The organism is Maribacter sp. R77961 (genome assembly GCF_044594925.1).
In the GTDB taxonomy this organism is placed as follows: Bacteria; Bacteroidota; Bacteroidia; order Flavobacteriales; family Flavobacteriaceae; genus Maribacter.
Genome location: NZ_CP138991.1, coordinates 243,444 through 264,689 on the forward strand (window position 1 = coordinate 243,444; position 21,246 = coordinate 264,689).

3 protein-coding genes are annotated in these 21,246 nt (G+C 43.4%); all 3 read right to left on the reverse strand.

Features of this window, described 5'->3' with window-relative positions; all coding sequences use genetic code 11:
* Window positions 1-54: 54 nt before the first annotated feature.
* Window positions 55-2,001 (reverse strand): OmpA family protein, encoded by a 1,947-nt coding sequence (locus tag SJY09_RS01030; protein ID WP_396637123.1) that lies wholly within the window; start codon window positions 1,999-2,001, stop codon window positions 55-57.
* 47 nt (window positions 2,002-2,048) lie between these two features.
* Window positions 2,049-2,954 carry a type IX secretion system membrane protein PorP/SprF gene (locus tag SJY09_RS01035; protein WP_396637124.1) on the reverse strand — a complete coding sequence of 302 codons (906 nt, stop codon included), beginning with the start codon at window positions 2,952-2,954 and terminating at the stop codon, window positions 2,049-2,051.
* Window positions 2,955-3,297: 343 nt separating this feature from the next.
* On the reverse strand, window positions 3,298-21,162 hold the full coding sequence (locus tag SJY09_RS01040) for a Calx-beta domain-containing protein (protein ID WP_396637125.1): 17,865 nt from the start codon (window positions 21,160-21,162) through the stop codon (window positions 3,298-3,300).
* Window positions 21,163-21,246 lie beyond the last annotated feature (84 nt).

A 21,246-nucleotide genomic window follows, 5' to 3' on the forward strand; every position in this document is an offset into this window, starting at 1 on the left:
ACTAAAAAAGTCCTTCTCAGTTTATGAGAAGGACTTTTTTTTAGTATCGATACTTTATTTGGCAGCCAATACCCCTTTTTTAATTTGAACTATTGGGAATTCCGTTCTTCTGTTCAACTCTAATTCTTCTGGCGAACAATCTTTTTTACTGGTACAATGGTTAATTGGCATGCGCTTTCCAAATCCTTTGTAAGAAATTATTCTGTCTTCAGAAATACCGTTAGCAATCAGATATTCGTAGGTAGATTTTGCTCTTCTTTGAGATAGTCCATCGTTATAATTATGGCTTCCAACAGGATCTGTATGCGCTTCAAGTTTTATAATCATATCAGGGTAGGTTTTCGTCATTACACGAACTACCTTATCCAATTCCAAAGCCGCATCTGGCCGTATATTACTTTTGTTGAAATCAAAGTAAATCTTATTTAAATCCGCTAAAAGCTTAAGGTCTAATACAGGCTCTAAAACAATATCCTTCCTTACCATTTTTTGCGCATTGGGTGTTCCCGATGTATTGAAATAGATATTCTTATGCGGGTGTGTTTTTCTAACCGCTTCAATCATATAGGTTGATTTTCTATTGATTGGAAATCTGTAGTAACCCTTCTCGTCAGTAACAGCCTGTGCTACCAAAGTGTTTGTTTTTTGGTCAAATAATTTTATATGAACACTATCTAGGGGTTGTTCATTAACACCATCAATTACAAATCCTTCTACATCCAAAGCAGGGGTAAACTTAAATTTATAGATATCATCACCACCCATTCCTCCTTCTCGGTTAGAGCTTACATAACCATCAATTCCGTTTGGAAGACCATAGTAACCGAAATCATCGCTAGAACTATTGATAGGAGTACCTAAGTTGATAACATCGACAATTTCTCCTTCTTCATTGGAAATGGTCGAAAACACATCTAACTGACCAAATCCTACATGGCCATCGGAGCTAAAGAATAGTTTTCCCTCTTCATTTATGAAGGGAAACATCTCGTTACCTTCGGTGTTCACCGCTGGTCCTGCGTTTATAGGCGAACCAACACCACCTCTATCATGTATTTCGGAATAATAGATGTCCGTACCACCGTAACCTCCGGGTCTATCGGATGTAAAATAAAGTCTTTTTCTGTCTGGTGAGACTGATGGGTGGCCTGTAGAGTAGTAATCACTATTTACGCGTAAACCTCTGTTTTCCGTCCATTCACCATCTACAAGTTTAGCACTATATATTTTTAAATTAATCTCATCAAATGCTCCATATCCCTCTTTTTTGTCAAAAAAGTTATTTCTGGTAAAATAGATAATCGTATCATTTTTATAATCCGTGGAAAATACTAAAGAGCTTTCGTGAAATTTGGTATTGACATTACCTTTTAATCTTGAGGGAACAGAAAGTTCATTATCTCCCTGTATTACAAATAGGTCTAGCCAAGGTTCCTCGTTCCAACCATAGGTTTCACCAGTTACAATATCTCTTCTGGAAGATGCAAAATAAAGGTCTCCACCTCTAGAAAAGGTTCCAAAATCACTTTCGGTAGAGTTGAAAGTTACGGGTTCTACCTCGTAACGTTGTCTACTATTAAAGACCACAGAAGCTAAATTTCCATCTTTTAGAAAACGCTTTAAACGAGAATCATTTTTATTAAACTTTTTATACTTCTTTAACCATTTTTCGGATTCCTTATGTTCGCCATTACTATATAATGCCATAGCATATTTAAAGTAATAGTCCGTAGGTAGGGTAGCGTTATTGATTACCGCCTTAAAGTGTGGAATAGATTTTTTATACTCCCTTATAAGTAGGTAACATTCTGCTAATTGTTGGTGGGCGTAATCAGTGTTGTGTCCACTTTCAATCATTTTCTCGTACTCTGAAATCGCTTTGATATATGAGAACTTACTGAAGAAATAGTCTCCCTTTTTTTGTGCGCCGTATTGCGCAATAGTGAGTTGGCAGGCGCAAAGAAAGACTACCAACAAAATTGAGTTTTTAAAACTTTTCATGATGTAGGATTTTAAGTTTTTGGGACTGAGATTTTTAGTGTTTTTTATTAGAAATATCTTGGGGACTTTATTGGACCTCTTTGTTTCTTCCTTAGTTCATAGATTAAAATAATCTCATGGGTTCCGCCAGTGTACGGTCTAATGGTAGAGGTTGGTAGATCATAGGCATAGCCTACTCTAATATCTTTTGAAACTTGATAATCCATCATTGCTCCAAAGTTTGAGGCATCGTTAACTCTGTAAGAGGCACCTATCCAAAACTTTTCATTGAAGAGAAAGTTTGCCGTAAAATCATAGGTAGCAGGAGCACCGTTCGTAAATTTTGTAATCACGGTTGGTTTAAATTTTGTATTCTCGGAAACATCTAGAACTAAACCCCCAATAGCGTAATAACTATTTCTTTCCAACGCCTGGAATTCTCCTTCATTTAAATCTGTGTTAAGTATTCTTGGAGATGAGATTCCTGCGTACCATCTATCAGAACCAATAAAAAAACCAGCTCCAAAGTTGGGATTCCAACTGTTGAAGTTGGAATTAAAGAAAACATCATTAGGATCAGGATTTTCTAAGGTATATTGGGTAAAACCTGCTTTTAGACCAAAAGACATTTTTATTTCTTCATTTACAGGAACGGAGTAAGAGAAATCTCCATATACGTAATTGGTACTTTCAAAACCTAAACGATCATTTATATATGAAATACCTAAACCAATTCTATCATTTCTTAATGGTGAGTGAACGGAGAAGGTACTAGTTCTTGGGTTTCCTTCTAGTCCTGCCCACTGATTTCTATGCAATACAGTAGCATTTAGGGTTTCTCTACTTCCCGCATACGCTGGATTAACAGAGATGGTATTGTACATGTACTGTGTAAATTGCGGTAATTGTTGCGCAGTGGTAATGGCTCCTGTAAGGACCATAAGGGCTAGCGTTACCTTTTTTAGGTTGTTCATGATAATTAGGTTAAATTCTTAATAGCTGATACTTGGGTATCGTAAATAGGTTAATTCTATATCAAATGTAGATATAAGCGCTGTTAATCAATAAATTAGACGTTTAATATGTCAGTAAATTCGTTCTTTTGCATAGGTTTCGTTTAACGGTATTTTTTTATGGATAAATGAAAAATATGCGTATAAATCATTTGTATTTTGTGTTGTTTGGAATATGAGTTGAGATTTTGGGAGAAGAAAATCTCTCTAAATTATGTTTCAGATTTTAAAGGAATTCGTAACTCGGAATTATACTTTTTTGAATTAAAAACCTCGGTTCATTGAACCGAGGTTTTTAACTATTTTATTCCGCTCCTAAATAAATGTAACCGTTTAATTGTTTAAAATCAGCTCCGATAACATTTATGATATAGTAATATGTTCCAGTTGGTAAGAATCCAGATTTCCCGAAGGAATTGTTCGGTGCGAAACCACCCCAATCGTTTCTGTAATCTTTTCCTTCATAAACCATATTACCCCATCTATTGAATATCATTACGTCGTAAGTGTAATCACAGTATTCCGCTCCTATAATTTCGAATAGGTCATTAACACCATCACCATTGGCAGTTACGGCCTTACTAACTTCAATTTCTTCAATGCCACAAGGAACACACTCTCTATTGGTAATTATAGTAAAGTCAACATAATACTTACATTCACCACCTGAAGAGGTATAAGCGATTTCATATTCGCCCAATTCTAAGTCGGTTGGATCAAACATACTACCATTAATGGTGACATCACCTTCTACCACCACGAACTCGCCATTGGAATCGAACCCTTCTGGAAGGTAATCTATAAGATCTATAGGCTCATCTTCAACGCAAATATCTATAGTAACTTCCTGTAGTTGAGGTTGTAACACGAATATAATCTGTTCAGAAGATCTCGTGTTGCCACAGGAGTCCGTCACGTTCCAAGTACGTATGATCATGAAATCCTCGGAGTCACTTGCATTCTGAATTTCTTCAGTATAAACAACTTCATAATTTCCACATCCACCGGTAAATACCAATTCCGGAACTTCTGGGATTTCATCGCCACAAAGAATGGTAATTTCCTCCTGATAACTATTTAGACCAATATCGTTGTCTAATATGGTACCCACACCTGTATCGTCGAGCATGTTGATTCCAACTGGTGGAGTTGCATCGAATGTTAGTGTAATATCCAAGGTTTCGGCCATTTCACTAATGGTGTCATCTATGATATTTACTGTTATGGTCTGTGTATCCCCATTGGCAGTACCGGCAGGGAATACTAAGATTCCAGTGGTTTCCGCTAGGTTATAGTCATCAGGATTGATGGCCGTATTATCGGTCACGTTAAAGTTGACGTTAAATCCGTTCTGTACGGTGTTACCGGTATACGAGACGATAAAGTCCACGGTGCCGACATCCTCATTTACGGTAAAGTCGCTCACGGCGATACCCTCTGTAGGGCCATTGCCATCGTTATCGGTAATGGTACCGATACCGGCATCGTCGAGCATGTTTATTCCAACCGGAGGAACAGCATCGAAAGCAAGAGTGATATCCAAGGTCTCGGTAGTCTCGATGGTCACATCGTCCACGATGTTTATTGTCACCACTTGGGTGGCACCTGAAACGGTTCCATCAGGGAATGTCACAAAGGTGTCTGTATTGGCCACAGTATAGTCATCAGGATCAATGGCGGAACCATCTGTCACGTTAAAGTTGACGTTAAATCCGTTCTGTACGGTGTTACCGGTATAGGATACAATGAAGTCCACGGTGCCGACATCCTCATTGACGGTAAAGTCGCTCACTGCGATACCCTCTGTAGGTCCGTTGCCATCGTTATCGGTAATGGTACCGATACCGGCATCGTCGAGCATGTTGATTCCAACCGGAGGAACAGCATCGAAAGCAAGATTGATATCCAAGGTCTCCAAGGTCTCTATGATCATATCGTCCACGATGTTTATGGTCACCACTTGGGTGGCCCCAGAAACGGTTCCATCAGGGAATGTCACAAAGGTGTCCGTATTAGCAACGGAGTAGTCATCGGGATCAATGGCCGAACCATCGGTCACATTAAAGTTGACGTTAAATCCGTTCTGTACGGTGTTACCGGTATAGGATACAATGAAGTCCACGGTGCCGACATCTTCATTTACGGTAAAATCGCTCACGGCAATACCCTCTGTAGGTCCGTTACCGTCGTTATCGGTAATGGTACCGATACCGGCATCGTCGAGCATGTTTATTCCAACCGGAGGAACAGCATCGAAAGCAAGATTGATATCCAAGGTCTCCAAGGTCTCTATGATCATATCGTCCACGATGTTTATGGTCACGAGTTGCGTAGCCCCAGAAACGGTTCCATCAGGGAATGTCACAAAGGCATCTGTATTGGCCACGGTATAATCATCAGGATCAATTGCCGAGCCATCGGTCACATTAAAGTTGACGTTAAATCCGTTCTGTACGGTGTTACCGGTATAGGATACAATGAAGTCCACGGTGCCGACATCCTCATTGACGGTAAAGTCGCTCACGGCGATACCCTCTGTAGGTCCGTTGCCATTGTTATCGGTAATGGTACCGATACCGGCATCGTCGAGCATGTTGATTCCAACCGGAGGAACAGCATCGAAAGCAAGAGTGATATCCAAGGTCTCTACACCTTCAATAATCATATCGTCTACAATATTGATGGTCACGAGTTGTGTATCGCCTGAAACGGTTCCATCAGGGAATGTCACAAAGGTATCCGTGTTGGCAACAGTGTAGTCATCAGGGTTAATGGCCGTGTTATCAGTTACATTAAAGTTAACATTAAAGGCACCTGGAACAGTGTTACCTGTATAAGAGATTACAAATTCAGCAGTACCTGCATCCTCATTGACGGTAAAGTCGCTCACGGCGATACCCTCTGTAGGACCGTTACCGTCGTTATCGGTAATGGTACCAATACCGGCATCGTCGAGCATGTTGATTCCAACCGGAGGAACAGCATCGAAAGCAAGATTGATGTCCAAGGTCTCCAAGGTCTCTATGATCATATCGTCTACAATATTGATGGTCACGAGCTGTGTATCGCCTGAAGCGGTTCCATCAGGGAATGTCACAAAGGTATCCGTATTGGCAACAGTGTAGTCATCAGGATCAATGGCCGAGCCATCGGTCACGTTAAAGTTGACGTTAAATCCGTTCTGTGCGGTGTTACCGGTATACGAGACGATAAAGTCCACGGTACCAACATCCTCATTGACGGTAAAGTCGCTCACGGCGATACCCTCTGTAGGTCCGTTGCCATTGTTATCGATAATGGTACCGGTTCCATTGGCATCCACCATGGCCACGAGTGGGCTGGAGATGTTGGAAAGGGTAATGGAAAGGTCTTCGGTACCTTCAAGGATAGCATCGTCCACGATGTTGATGGTCACTACCTGTGTAGTACCCGAAACGGTGTTCGCAGAGAATGATACATTAGTACCGGCAGTAACTACGGTATAATCTTCAGGGTCAATGGCAGAACCATCCGCCACAGCAAAGTCCACGGTAAAGGCATCCGCAACGGTAGGCCCGGTATAGGTTACTACAAAATCCGCAGTACCCACGTTCTCGTCCACGGTAAAGTCACTAACGGAGATACCGTCCCCGGGGCCGGCAGCATCGTTATCAATAATATCAATGGTAGCCTGGGCATCTAGGAAATCGATGAGGCTTGTGGAAATATTGGATAGGTTCACAAATAACTGTTCCGTTGACTCTAGTAGGATATCATCAGTAATATTGACGGTAATAGGTACCCTTTCACCATCAATTCCTACAAATGTTAGGGTCCCATTGTTGGAATCATAGTCCAATCCTTCGTTTGCAGTGTTGTCATTTGTTATAAAGTCTACTGTGAAGCCACCTTGTACGTTACCGGAAAGTTCCACAAATACCGTAGCAGTGCCGTCGCCTTCGTTCACAATAATAGAGTCGTCATCGAACCCAAGCCCTGTTACCCCAGGAACGTTATCGTTATCTGTAATGGTGCCGGTACCAGCACCGTCGAGCATGTTCAGACCTGCAGGAGGAACAGCGTTGAAAGAAAGACTGATATCCAAAGTCTCAGCAGCCTCGATAATGTTATCGTCCACGATGTTTATGGTCACGAGTTGTGTAGCGCCTGAAACGGTTCCATCAGGGAACGTCACAAAGGTATCCGTATTGGCAACGGAGTAGTCATCAGGATCAATGGCCGAACCATCGATCACGTTGAAGTTGACGTTAAATCCGTTCTGTACGGTGTTACCGGTATACGAGACAACAAAGTCTACGGTACCGACATCCTCGTTCACGTTAAAGTCGCTCACTGCAATGCCTTCAGTTGGTCCATTACTATCATCATTGAGTATGGTACCCGTAGCGGTATTGGTGGTTCCATTATCGGCAAATCCGGTAACGAAACCGTTCACTGTGGTAATGTTGTCCAACAACACCTCAAACGCCTCGTCCGCTTCAATGTCCAAGTCCTCTGTAATATCTATGACGATGGTCTGTGTACTAGTGGCCGCATCGAACGATACGGTACCCGTAGCCGCGGTAAAGTCGGCTGCATCGGCCGAAGTGGCACCAGCGGCAAGCAATACCGTTTGGTAGTCCACGGAAACCGTTTCCCCGGCAGGGATGGTCCCGGTATAGGTCACTACAAAAGATAGTTGTGTATTATCGGCAGCGGTGTCCCCTTCAAGTACGGAGATGGAGGTATCGTCAAAAGCGATACCATCACCGGGAGCTGCATTATCATCGTTGAGTATGGTACCCGTAGCGGTATTGGTGGTTCCATTATCGGCAAAACCTGTAACGAACCCGTTCACGGTGGTAATGTTGTCCAACAACACCTCAAACGCCTCGTCCGCTTCAATGTCCAAGTCCTCGGTAATATCGATGACGATGGTTTGCGTACTAGTGGCCGCATCGAAAGATACGGTACCCGTAGCCGCGGTAAAGTCGGCAGCATCGGCACTGTTGGCACCAGCGGCAAGCAATACCGTTTGGTAGTCCACGGAAACGGTCTCCCCGGCAGGGATGGTCCCGGTATAGGTCACTACAAACGATAGTTGTGTATTATCGGCAGCGGTGTCCCCTTCAAGTACGGAGATGGAGGTATCGTCAAAAGCGATACCATCACCTGGAGCTGCATTATCATCGTTGAGTATGGTACCCGTAGCGGTATTGGTCGTTCCATTATCGGCGAATCCTGTAACGAACCCGTTCACGGTGGTAATGTTGTCCAACAACACCTCAAACGCCTCGTCCGCTTCAATGTCCAAGTCCTCTGTAATATCGATGACAATGGTCTGCGTACTAGTGGCCGCATCGAAAGATACGGTACCCGTAGCCGCGGTAAAGTCGGCTGCATCGGCCGAAGTGGCACCAGCTGCAAGCAATACCGTTTCGTAATCCACGGAAACGGTCTCCCCGGCAGGGATGGTTCCGGTATAGGTTACTACAAACGATAGTTGTGTATTATCGGCAGCGGTGTCCCCTTCAAGTACGGAGATGGAAGTATCGTCAAAAGCGATACCATCACCGGGAGCTGCATTATCATCGTTTAAGATGGTACCCGTAGCGGTATTGGTCGTTCCATTATCGGCAAAACCTGTAACGAACCCGTTTACGGTGGTAATGTTATTCAACAACACCTCAAACGCCTCATCCGCCTCGATGTCCAAGTCCTCTGTAATATCGATGACGATGGTCTGTGTCGCAGTCGCATCGGTAAATGTTATGGTACCCGTAGCCGCGGTAAAGTCCGCTGCATCGGCCGAAGTGGCACCAGCGGCAAGCAATACCGTTTGGTAATCCACGGAAACGGTCTCCCCGGCAGGGATGGTTCCGGTATAGGTTACTACAAAAGATAGTTGTGTATTATCGGCAGCGGTGTCCCCTTCAAGTACGGAGATGGAAGTATCGTCAAAAGCGATACCATCACCGGGAGCTGCATTATCATCGTTTAAGATGGTACCCGTAGCGGTATTGGTCGTTCCATTATCGGCAAAACCTGTAACGAACCCGTTCACGGTGGTAATGTTGTCCAACAACACCTCAAACGCCTCATCCGCCTCGATGTCCAAGTCCTCTGTAATATCGATGACGATGGTCTGCGTACTAGTGGCCGCATCGAACGATACGGTACCCGTAGCCGCGGTAAAGTCGGCAGCATCGGCCGAAGTGGCACCAGCTGCAAGCAATACCGTTTGGTAATCCACGGAGACGGTCTCCCCGGCAGGGATGGTCCCGGTATAGGTGACTACAAAAGATAGTTGTGTATTATCTGCAGCGGTGTCCCCTTCAAGCACGGAGATGGAGGTATCGTCAAAAGCGATACCATCACCGGGAGCTGCATTATCATCGTTGAGTATGGTACCCGTAGCGGTATTGGTGGTTCCATTATCGGCAAAACCTGTAACGAACCCGTTCACGGTGGTAATGTTGTCCAACAACACCTCAAACGCCTCGTCCGCTTCAATGTCCAAGTCCTCTGTAATATCGATGACGATGGTCTGCGTACTAGTGGCCGCATCGAAAGATACGGTACCCGTAGCCGCGGTAAAGTCGGCTGCATCGGCCGAAGTGGCACCAGCTGCAAGCAATACCGTTTGGTAATCCACGGAAACGGTCTCCCCAGCAGGGATGGTCCCGGTATAGGTGACTACAAAAGATAGTTGTGTATTATCTGCAGCGGTGTCCCCTTCAAGTACGGAGATGGAGGTATCGTCAAAAGCGATACCATCACCGGGAGCTGCATTATCATCGTTTAAGATGGTACCCGTAGCGGTATTGGTCGTTCCATTATCGGCAAAACCTGTAACGAACCCGTTCACGGTGGTAATGTTGTCCAACAACACCTCAAACGCCTCGTCCGCCTCGATGTCCAAGTCCTCTGTAATATCTATGACAATGGTCTGCGTACTAGTGGCCGCATCGAACGATACGGTACCCGTAGCCGCGGTAAAGTCCGCTGCATCGGCCGAAGTGGCACCAGCGGCAAGCAATACCGTTTGGTAATCCACGGAAACGGTCTCCCCGGCAGGGATGGTTCCGGTATAGGTTACTACAAAAGATAGTTGTGTATTATCTGCAGCGGTGTCCCCTTCAAGTACGGAGATGGAGGTATCGTCAAAAGCGATACCATCACCGGGAGCTGCATTATCATCGTTGAGTATGGTACCCGTAGCGGTATTGGTCGTTCCATTATCGGCAAAACCTGTAACGAACCCGTTCACGGTGGTAATGTTGTCCAACAACACCTCAAACGCCTCGTCCGCTTCAATGTCCAAGTCCTCTGTAATATCGATGACAATGGTCTGCGTACTAGTGGCCACATCGAAAGATACGGTACCCGTAGCCGCGGTAAAGTCGGCTGCATCGGCCGAAGTGGCACCAGCTGCAAGCAATACCGTTTGGTAATCCACGGAAACGGTCTCCCCAGCAGGGATGGTCCCGGTATAGGTGACTACAAAAGATAGTTGTGTATTATCTGCAGCGGTGTCCCCTTCAAGTACGGAGATGGAGGTATCGTCAAAAGCGATACCATCACCGGGAGCTGCATTATCATCGTTGAGTATGGTACCCGTAGCGGTATTGGTCGTTCCATTATCGGCAAAACCTGTAACGAACCCGTTCACGGTGGTAATGTTGTCCAACAACACCTCAAACGCCTCATCCGCCTCGATGTCCAAGTCCTCTGTAATATCGATGACGATGGTCTGTGTCGCAGTCGCATCGGTAAATGTTATGGTACCCGTAGCCGCGGTAAAGTCCGCTGCATCGGCCGAAGTGGCACCAGCGGCAAGCAATACCGTTTGGTAATCCACGGAAACGGTCTCCCCGGCAGGGATGGTTCCGGTATAGGTTACTACAAAAGATAGTTGTGTATTATCGGCAGCGGTGTCCCCTTCAAGTACGGAGATGGAAGTATCGTCAAAAGCGATACCATCACCGGGAGCTGCATTATCATCGTTTAAGATGGTACCCGTAGCGGTATTGGTCGTTCCATTATCGGCAAAACCTGTAACGAACCCGTTCACGGTGGTAATGTTGTCCAACAACACCTCAAACGCCTCGTCCGCCTCGATGTCCAAGTCCTCTGTAATATCGATGACAATGGTCTGCGTACTAGTGGCCGCATCGAAAGATACGGTACCCGTAGCCGCGGTAAAGTCCGCTGCATCGGCACTGTTGGCACCAGCTGCAAGCAATACCGTTTGGTAGTCCACGGAAACGGTCTCCCCGGCAGGGATGGTTCCGGTATAGGTCACTACAAAAGATAGCTGTGTATTATCTGCAGCGGTGTCCCCTTCAAGTACGGAGATGGAGGTATCGTCAAAAGCGATACCATCACCGGGAGCTGCATTATCATCGTTGAGTATGGTACCCGTAGCGGTATTGGTCGTTCCATTATCGGCAAAACCTGTAACGAACCCGTTCACGGTGGTAATGTTGTCCAACAACACCTCAAACGCCTCGTCCGCCTCGATGTCCAAGTCCTCTGTAATATCGATGACAATGGTCTGCGTACTAGTGGCCGCATCGAAAGATACGGTACCCGTAGCCGCGGTAAAGTCGGCTGCATCGGCCGAAGTGGCACCAGCTGCAAGCAATACCGTTTGGTAATCCACGGAAACGGTCTCCCCAGCAGGGATGGTCCCGGTATAGGTGACTACAAAAGATAGTTGTGTATTATCTGCAGCGGTGTCCCCTTCAAGTACGGAGATGGAGGTATCGTCAAAAGCGATACCATCACCGGGAGCTGCATTATCATCGTTTAAGATGGTACCCGTAGCGGTATTGGTCGTTCCATTATCGGCAAAACCTGTAACGAACCCGTTCACGGTGGTAATGTTGTCCAACAACACCTCAAACGCCTCGTCCGCCTCGATGTCCAAGTCCTCTGTAATATCTATGACAATGGTCTGCGTACTAGTGGCCGCATCGAACGATACGGTACCCGTAGCCGCGGTAAAGTCCGCTGCATCGGCCGAAGTGGCACCAGCTGCAAGCAATACCGTTTGGTAATCCACGGAAACGGTCTCCCCAGCAGGGATGGTTCCGGTATAGGTTACTACAAAAGATAGTTGTGTATTATCTGCAGCGGTGTCCCCTTCAAGTACGGAGATGGAGGTATCGTCAAAAGCGATACCATCACCGGGAGCTGCATTATCATCGTTGAGTATGGTACCCGTAGCGGTATTGGTCGTTCCATTATCGGCAAAACCTGTAACGAACCCGTTCACGGTGGTAATGTTGTCCAACAACACCTCAAACGCCTCGTCCGCCTCGATGTCCAAGTCCTCTGTAATATCGATGACAATGGTCTGCGTACTAGTGGCCGCATCGAAAGATACGGTACCCGTAGCCGCGGTAAAGTCCGCTGCATCGGCACTGTTGGCACCAGCTGCAAGCAATACCGTTTGGTAGTCCACGGAAACGGTCTCCCCGGCAGGGATGGTTCCGGTATAGGTCACTACAAAAGATAGCTGTGTATTATCTGCAGCGGTGTCCCCTTCAAGTACGGAGATGGAGGTATCGTCAAAAGCGATACCATCACCGGGAGCTGCATTATCATCGTTGAGTATGGTACCCGTAGCGGTATTGGTCGTTCCATTATCGGCAAAACCTGTAACGAACCCGTTCACGGTGGTAATGTTGTCCAACAACACCTCAAACGCCTCGTCCGCTTCAATGTCCAAGTCCTCTGTAATATCGATGACAATGGTCTGCGTACTAGTGGCCGCATCGAAAGATACGGTACCCGTAGCCGCGGTAAAGTCGGCTGCATCGGCCGAAGTGGCACCAGCTGCAAGCAATACCGTTTGGTAATCCACGGAAACGGTCTCCCCGGCAGGGATGGTCCCGGTATAGGTCACTACAAACGATAGTTGTGTATTATCGGCAGCGGTGTCCCCTTCAAGTACGGAGATGGAGGTATCGTCAAAAGCGATACCATCACCGGGAACTGCATTATCATTATCAAGTATTTCTCCAATTGCATCTCCATCAACAATACTAACCGAAGCATTTGATATTGAGTTTATTATAATGCTTAATTCTTCATTTCCTTCAATTAAGGTGTCATCTGTAATTGTTATCGGCACATTTACAGATTCATTTAATGTACCTAGGAAGTTCAAGGTGCCAGTCATTGACGGAACTGTAAAATCTTGGTCTCGTACTGCAGACCCGTTTGAAATCGTATAGTTTACGGTATACGCTTCTGAAACGGCAACATTGGAACTTACCACAAAGTTAGCGGTACCTATGGACTCATCCACACTAAAATCTGCCACAGAAATTCCATTAGAAGGATCGCTATCTTCATCTTGAATGGTAAACGTTCTGTTAGGAGATAAGATACCAATAGTAGTATCACTGATATTATCCAATATTTGAATAATTGTTTCGTCTGCTTCAATGATATCATCGTTAATTACGGTGATTGGAATCGTCAATATGGTTCCGGCAGCAGAATTTGCAGGGAAGCTAAAGGTTGTGCTCACATTGGCAGCATAATCAACCCCAGCAGTAGCGGTACCGGCCAAAGTGCCGTTTTCATCACCAAAAGTTTCGAAATCAACTGTGAAAGCGTGCTCAACAGGTGCGTTCAACTCAACTTCAAGATTATAGACTAAATCACTTTCAATTACCGCAACGAATTTTGCAAATACGCTAGCGTCATCATCATCGTTAATGGTTCCTGTAGCGGTAGGGTCGTTAATGGTAATTAAAGTTGTGGATAAGCCGCTTAGATTTAGATTAAATGATTGCGTAAGTTCATGAATGTTGTCATCCGTAATTGGAACCACAATATCAAACGACTCATTATCATTACCTAAAAAGGTCAAAGTACCATTGGTGTCTGAATAATCACTTACAGCCAATGCGGTGTCATCTGAAGTAGCATAGTTCACGGTAAAACCTCCCGGGACGTTTCCTGTAAGTCTTACGGTAAAAGTTGCTGTTCCTGCATCTTCATCAACAATTACGTTGGTATTGTCAAAAGAAAGTCCATTGCCAGCACCCCCATCATTATCAATTATTTCACCTATACCAATTAAATCTAAGGAGTTTAAAGGAAATCCATCAAACCGCAAGTCTAATTCAAAAGTTTCTGTTGCCTCTATAAAGCTGTCGTCATTTGTAGAAACAGTATATGTTATCGAAGTTGTATTAGCTGGTATTGTAATCAATGTTGAACTACGATTATAATCATCATTCGAGGTAGATATATTAGTATAACCAATTTCGAAGTCATTATAATCAGATGATAAAGGATGGCTTAGTGTTATGGTGAAGACCAAGTCTGAACCTTCTGTCACAGAGGCATCACTTATGGATATATTATGCAAAACAAAAAGGTCAGCCGCATTACTTACTGTAGTTTCACAATCGTTATCAGAAGAAGTTATGACGACCCTATAAGCGAAATTGTGTTGAGCTGCTGTGACTCCGTTCAAACTTAAACTTGTCGTAGTTGCACCGGAATATATACCACCATTGGAAATATCTGCCCAAGTTGTGCGATTGTCCGTGCTTTCTTGCCACTGATAACTTAATGTTGCGCCGCCAGATGCACTAGTTGTGAAAGTGGCATTGCCACCAATTGTTGTGCTTTGGAAGGAAGGTTGAGTATTAATGGTCACTGGATTACTTGCAGTGGTAACATTAGTTGTTGTACCTGTATAGCCTCCTTGTCCAGTTACTAGGCCATTACCATCAACTGAAACGGGAGAATTACCTAAAATACCATCATTATCGCCATCCGTATGGCCAGCTTCAACGGTATCAAAACAGCCGTCACCATCAGAATCAGTATCTATGGTATTGGGTAAGCCATCATCATCGGTATCACAACCAAATGAGGTTAAGTCTCCAAAAAAGAACACTTTTGCATCAGGACCGTCATTGGTCGCTGTTGGACCAAAAGAAATTCGAAGCCCATAAATGGCTGAACCTACAGGTGCCAAATCATCTATAGGGTAAAGCGCCATAAAAACCGTCTGATTGTTGTCTGGATTAACCTGATGGCCTAAATCTGTATAGTCACCAGATGATATGTTAATTGCAGTACCAATTGGATTTCCGTTAAAGTCTAAAGCTTGAACAGTTTGTGGATTATTACCCCCACGTTCGGTAATCGCAACAAAACCACCATTGGTTGAATAAAGCGGCGTATTGTATGTTAATTCATAAAAATCGCCGTCTGCATAATTTTCAGGGGACTGCAGATTTAAGTACGAATTCAAATTTCTACTTTGGAAACCTGTAAGAACATCATTGTTAAAGTTAGGATTGCTTTGTACGGTATATTGTACAGAACCGTTTTCAACATACTGTACTCTTGATTCGTTTTGTATTGTGAAATTTTCATTAAAATCAGATGGTAGCACAAAATCATTGTAGGTAGTACCGCTGAAAGTAATGCTATTTAAGGTATGGGATACGTTTCTATTGCTTGGATCAGATGATGAAATATTAGAAGTGAAGGGTAGGGGTCCTGTAAGTCCGCTATCAGTTGATATACACTCATTACTATCTAAAATACCATCATTGTCATCGTCATCATCGCAGACATCGCTAATGCCGTCACCATCACTATCTGGGTAACCTGAAGCTATAGGGTCACAAGGATTTATTGTAGAAAGTACTGCACTTCTGGTTTCAGAAATACAGTTGTTATCAAGATGCGTTACGATGACCGAATAGGTATTACCGTCGAGTCCTGTGACGTTACTAATGTTAAGCGTACTGGTATTTACTCCGGAATAAACGCCAACATTTGTTAAATCGACACCATTTTCTTGCCATTGGTATTGTAATTGTGCTGAACTGTCAGCACCACTTCCATAATTGGGAGTGCCTGATGAAAAACTAGTGGTATTAACCGCATCAACGCCAATAATAAATTGCGCAGCACTTCCTTCATTAGCACTTTGATCTATTGGTGGGCTAACAACACTTGCTTGAGTAGCAATAATTTCATTACCGTTAACGCCCGTGTAACCACCTTGCCCCGTAACTTGTCCTTGACTGTTCACCGAAACAGGAGCATTACCCAAGATACCGTCGTTATTGCCGTCAGTATGACCAGCTTCAACAGTATCAAAACAGCCGTCGTTGTCACTATCTAAATCAAAGGAATCGATAAGACCATCACCATCGGTATCGCAACCAACAACATCACCATCTACAAGTCTAAACTCATCGATTACGAAAACATCCCAACCATTTAGAGACTGAAACTGTATGGTGGCAGTTGTAGCATTTGCTACGAATTGAATAGTATGTTTAAACCAATGGGGGTCTATGGTAGGATAACTACTATAAACACCACTGGGTTCGAATGCGGGTAAGGATGAAGGAAAATCCGCGAGCGTGTAGGTGGTAGGAAAATCGGTCAATACATCATATTCATAATAGGGAACCGTTGTAGAAGGATTTCCAGCTGGGTCTATTTGATCTCCCAACGTAGTAAATCCTGAATCTACATCGCCACCGGCAATCGTACCTATTCTTATTCTACCACCGTAGTTTGATACCGTTCCGGCATCAGGATCTATACCTGGTGTACCATCCGTATCCTTATTATTTTCGTAATAGGTGGGCATAATACCCATCCAAATTTCTATGGTATATTGCTTGCCTATTTCAACGGGGATATTCTGACTTATGGTTTCCCCATCTGTAGAGAATATTCCGAATCCACCACCTACAGGGCTTGGCACTATCATAGCTGGCGTATCGGTATTGGAGTCATCGTTACTATATGCTACATACTGTCCCTCTGTCCAATCCACTGATGTATTGCCGGGACGGTCCCATCCTGTGAAATTAAGTTCAGTGGCGGTCAGGTTTCCTGCTTTCCAACGAGAGCTTCCGTCAACGCCTGTATCATAGCTTACGGGAGATCCGGGACCAGGAGGGGTTCCAGTATAATTATCTTCCGCATTAAAACTTAGACTATTTCCTATCAATCCTGCATTACATTCATCTGTGTCTAAAATACCGTCGTTATCATCATCTAAATCACAAGAATCACCAATGCCATCGCTATCATTGTCCGTATCACCTGAGTTAGCGGCCAAATAGCAATCTGGATCTTCACAGTCTATAAGACCGTCACAATCATCATCGATTCCATTATTACATATTTCAGTTCGTACGGTAGTTTCTGTAGGGTCATTAATGGCACTGGTATCTGGATCATCAGAAGTAATCGCATCTTCCAAGATGGCTAAACTAGAAGATAGATTACTTAGATTGGCAGTATTTGAAATAGGATTGCCTCCTGAATATGGTTGCGGAATGGCTACATCAATTTTAAATGAAGCGGTACCAACTGGAACATTATTCAAGACAAGATTGGCTTGATTTAATCCATTCGCTGTTCCTGATATTGAAACTCCTGTTGCTATATCATACGCATCAGAAGAAAACAGCAACCCGCTGGGAAGCGTATCTTCAAAATCCAAATCATTTAATAGGGCACCAGATCTGTTGAAAATAGTAAACGTATATGTCAGACTTTCGCCAGGACAAATGGTATCTACCGCAGTTTTTGTAATCTCTACGCCGAAGGCACAAGAGCAACCATCATTGGTGTTTGTATTGGGACCCGTGCCAAGTGGTGTTACTACACCCGTATCCACATCTATCTTCACTAAGGTTTCTTGATCAGACGTTGAAATCGTAATATCATCTCCATAAGCGATTAAATCTCCTTGGGTATTAAAATAAACAGCACCAAAAAAGCCATATTGCGTGTTAGGACTTCCAATAGGCGTGGTTATACCTGTAGAGGGATCAATACGGACCAATTGTTTAGCATTATTGCTCCAGCCGTATATCATCCCATTCTCAGGATTAATGGCAATATCAGAAGTTGTAAGACCTATGTTTGAAATTAAAGTAGCAGTTAGCGTACTTATATCGATATTATAAAAATTCTCACTATTTCCTGCAACGTAATAATTTCCGCTAGCATCAAATGTACCAGCTGAATTGGAACCAGTTAATCCAGCTATAACCCCTAGGTTCTGTACTTGCCCTAAAGAGTTGATGCGATAAAGTTCGTAAGGTGCCTCAAAGTGCCTAAGGCCATAGATAAACCCATCAGTCGGGTTAAACCCAATAGCATTGATTTGACTAGGTAAGCCGTTATCCGTTAAGTTAGCCACGAAAATAAAATTTGCTGAACTAGGATCTATTCTGTATAAAATAAAATCACCAGTAACTCCTACCCCAGGTTCATTAGAGGATAAGCGTAATGTTTGAAAAAGAGCATTTGCATCACAAGAAAAAGGAGCATCATTATCTAAAATTCGTAGTGCAGATCTCTCCGTATTGATACTAACTCTGGAAGGTGCTACGCCATATTTAGTTGCTTCAGCAGAATTTCTAGATTTTACAGCACTAAATTCTTCTGTTTCTTCAATTATGGTATCGTCAATAGTCGGGATCGGAATAAATATTTCGGTACCCGGAACTGAATTCGCAGGAAACGTTCCGGTTGTATTCACTACGGTGTAATCAACCGCTTCTGTTGCAGGGTTCGCCGAAGTTGGTCGTTCTTCTACCGTAAAATCCATAGTATAGGAATCTTCTATACCCACATATTGTTGGCCTCCAGAATTTGTGCCTGAGGAAAGAAATAGTCGATATTGTATGGTGTCACCTTCATCAACACTAAAATTACCACCAACGATATAGGCAATATCAGTATCCGTAATGGTACCTGTACCATCGGCGTCCGTAATGTTTGCCGTTCCTGAAGGGTCGCTAATACTAAGCGTGAAATCTTGATTGGTGGCCTCGACCCAATCATCATCTACTGCGGTAACATTAAAGTCCACTGAATTAGAACCCGCAGGAAGTACCACGGTAGTTGGCCCACTGTAATCTGCATTGGTAGTGGTATTATTACTATAATTTAGATTAAAAGTGACATCTGTAGCATAGACATGGGTGGTGCTAATGGTAAAAACCATATCATCACCTTCATCGGCCGATGCATCGTTTATGGTAACACTTGGTTGAATGCTAAATTGTAACATGTCATTATTACCGAAACCGCAATCTTCCAAAGTACCTGAACTCAATGTACTTACGGTAGTTGGGTTAATATTACCATCATAAGTAGCCAATGCCTGTATACCTGTATTGGGCGAACAGTTAATACACGGACTAACGACAAGGACATCAAAATCTATTTCGTAGGCAGGGTCATTTACGTCTGAGATTCCATCAGGAATTTGTATGGTCAACTTACGTGTAGGCGCATCATAGGAAGAAGTTGTTCCGGCGGGGAAATCCGTTAACGAGCTAAAATCCAACTGATCAGGGAAAATCAGAGTCACCTCTAAATTTTCAATATCATCGTTACCAAAATTATCAAAATTCAGTGTCAATGGAATTGTTGTGCCCGGAGGTACATTGGTAGTATTGCTTGCCGTTTCTAATTGAAAAGAACCTAAGTTGGGCTCAAAAACTTCTATACTCAGACCTAGCAAGTAGATACCATACGATTCTTGGTTCGAAGTGATACGAAAAGTAGCCGAGGTTTGATCATTGTCAATTAATGACCTGCTATTATTCGGTAGTTCAAAAATAGAGGCATCAAAACCAAGGGTGTTGGTACTATTGGGTGTTCGGTCGGTAAATTGTGCGCCATCCCTTGTAATTTTACTGTTAAAGAAGTTATTACTAGGTCTTTCCGAGGTAGATATGTTTACCCAATTGTTACTGGTATCCAAAATCTGAAGTTCATCTCCTGTTATGTCTCTATCACCTTCTAGCGCTCCAATCATAACATCTGCATTCACAGGGCCCGTAGGTACGGTTTGAAAACCATCAAAATCAATATCTAAAATATTGTCTGAAGCTGTAACGTGGGCATAGCCATCAAACAGCGTTACATTTCTAGGGTCTAAATCAAAACTTTCATAAATAAATACTATTTGCCAACCTCCAGATGAACCAATGGTCGCAGGGTTTGCTGTATTATATGAATAAACCTGACCTTCTGTTCCTTTTACATTGGCAATTTGGTAGGTGCCATATGGATTTGTCAATGCATTGACCTCAGATGTGATATCCTTAACCATTACCACAGCACCGTTTTCAAAACTATCTTCCCTACCATTATAAATGATTTCATCTGCGGTAAGTGTTTGATAGCTTGACGAACCAGGAAGCATTAGATTCACATCTTCAATGTTCCAAACGGGTTCGGACCCTCCGGAAGGTCCTGTCACGTTTCCATTAACATCTGTTCCATATTCTTTATCGGAAGCTGCCCAATACAGGAAGACTTTATTATAGCGAAGACAACTTAAACTTGGTTCGGGATTGTTAAAAATTGCGTTACTTGAATTAAAGGTATTAGAATCTGAGTCTACATCGACGAACACCGTAGTGACCCCATTATTATTATCGTTGCCGTTAAAGGGTGTAACAGGGTCTGTACCAATGGTAGTATTGGCAATAAAGGTGTAATCCCCATTTATATTTTGAGAGAAACGAGGAGCAAAAGGTCTTTTTACCTCTGCATCACCGGAATTATTAGAAATATCAGTAGAGATACGAACATAATTTATGTATATGAATTCCGTATTGGTCCAATCTCCAGAAGTTGTTGGTCGTACAAAGCGAATACCAGAATTACTATGCAAAAATAAATTTCCACTTACTGATATACTGCTAGTTGCGGAAGTTAATGAATTATCTATTGTTCGTATTGTATTCCATGAGCCATCCGACCGCCTTATCTGGAAGAGTAAAGTTTCGTCACCTCTACTGGCAGAGTTGTAGTTGATGGTAAAAGTAGCTGAGCTGGCAGCGCTTAAATCTAGATTTCTGAAAATTTCATCTGTTGTGCCTAGCGCATTAAAAGTTAGTGCTCCGTTTGCAACAAAAATATTACCTCCGCTTGCGCCACTACCATTGGCGTCGGTTTCGTTCCAATTATTGGAAAAGGCATTGGTTCCATCATTATTAGCGTAGCTTGTGGTTTCGAATTCGTCTGTAAAAGTAGACTGAGCTGCTAATTGGTTTCCGCTAGCTACAACTAAGAAGAACAGCATAACTTTTAAAACCCGGGACAACATCGATTTGTTATTAACGACCACACTAGGAAGTAAATTCTTCATGTTTGGTTGGTTGGTACTTGAATACATGTGCATACTAATTTTTCGTAACATGTTTCTAGTTGGGGTAGACTAAAAACAATTAGC

Bases quoted from the DNA above. Each gene is read 5' to 3' on its own strand.
- SJY09_RS01035 (WP_396637124.1), bottom strand. From the start codon at position 2,954: ATGAACAACCTAAAAAAGGTAACGCTAGCCCTTATGGTCCTTACAGGA.
- SJY09_RS01030 (WP_396637123.1), bottom strand. From the start codon at position 2,001: ATGAAAAGTTTTAAAAACTCAATTTTGTTGGTAGTCTTTCTTTGCGCC.
- SJY09_RS01040 (WP_396637125.1), bottom strand. From the start codon at position 21,162: ATGAAGAATTTACTTCCTAGTGTGGTCGTTAATAACAAATCGATGTTG.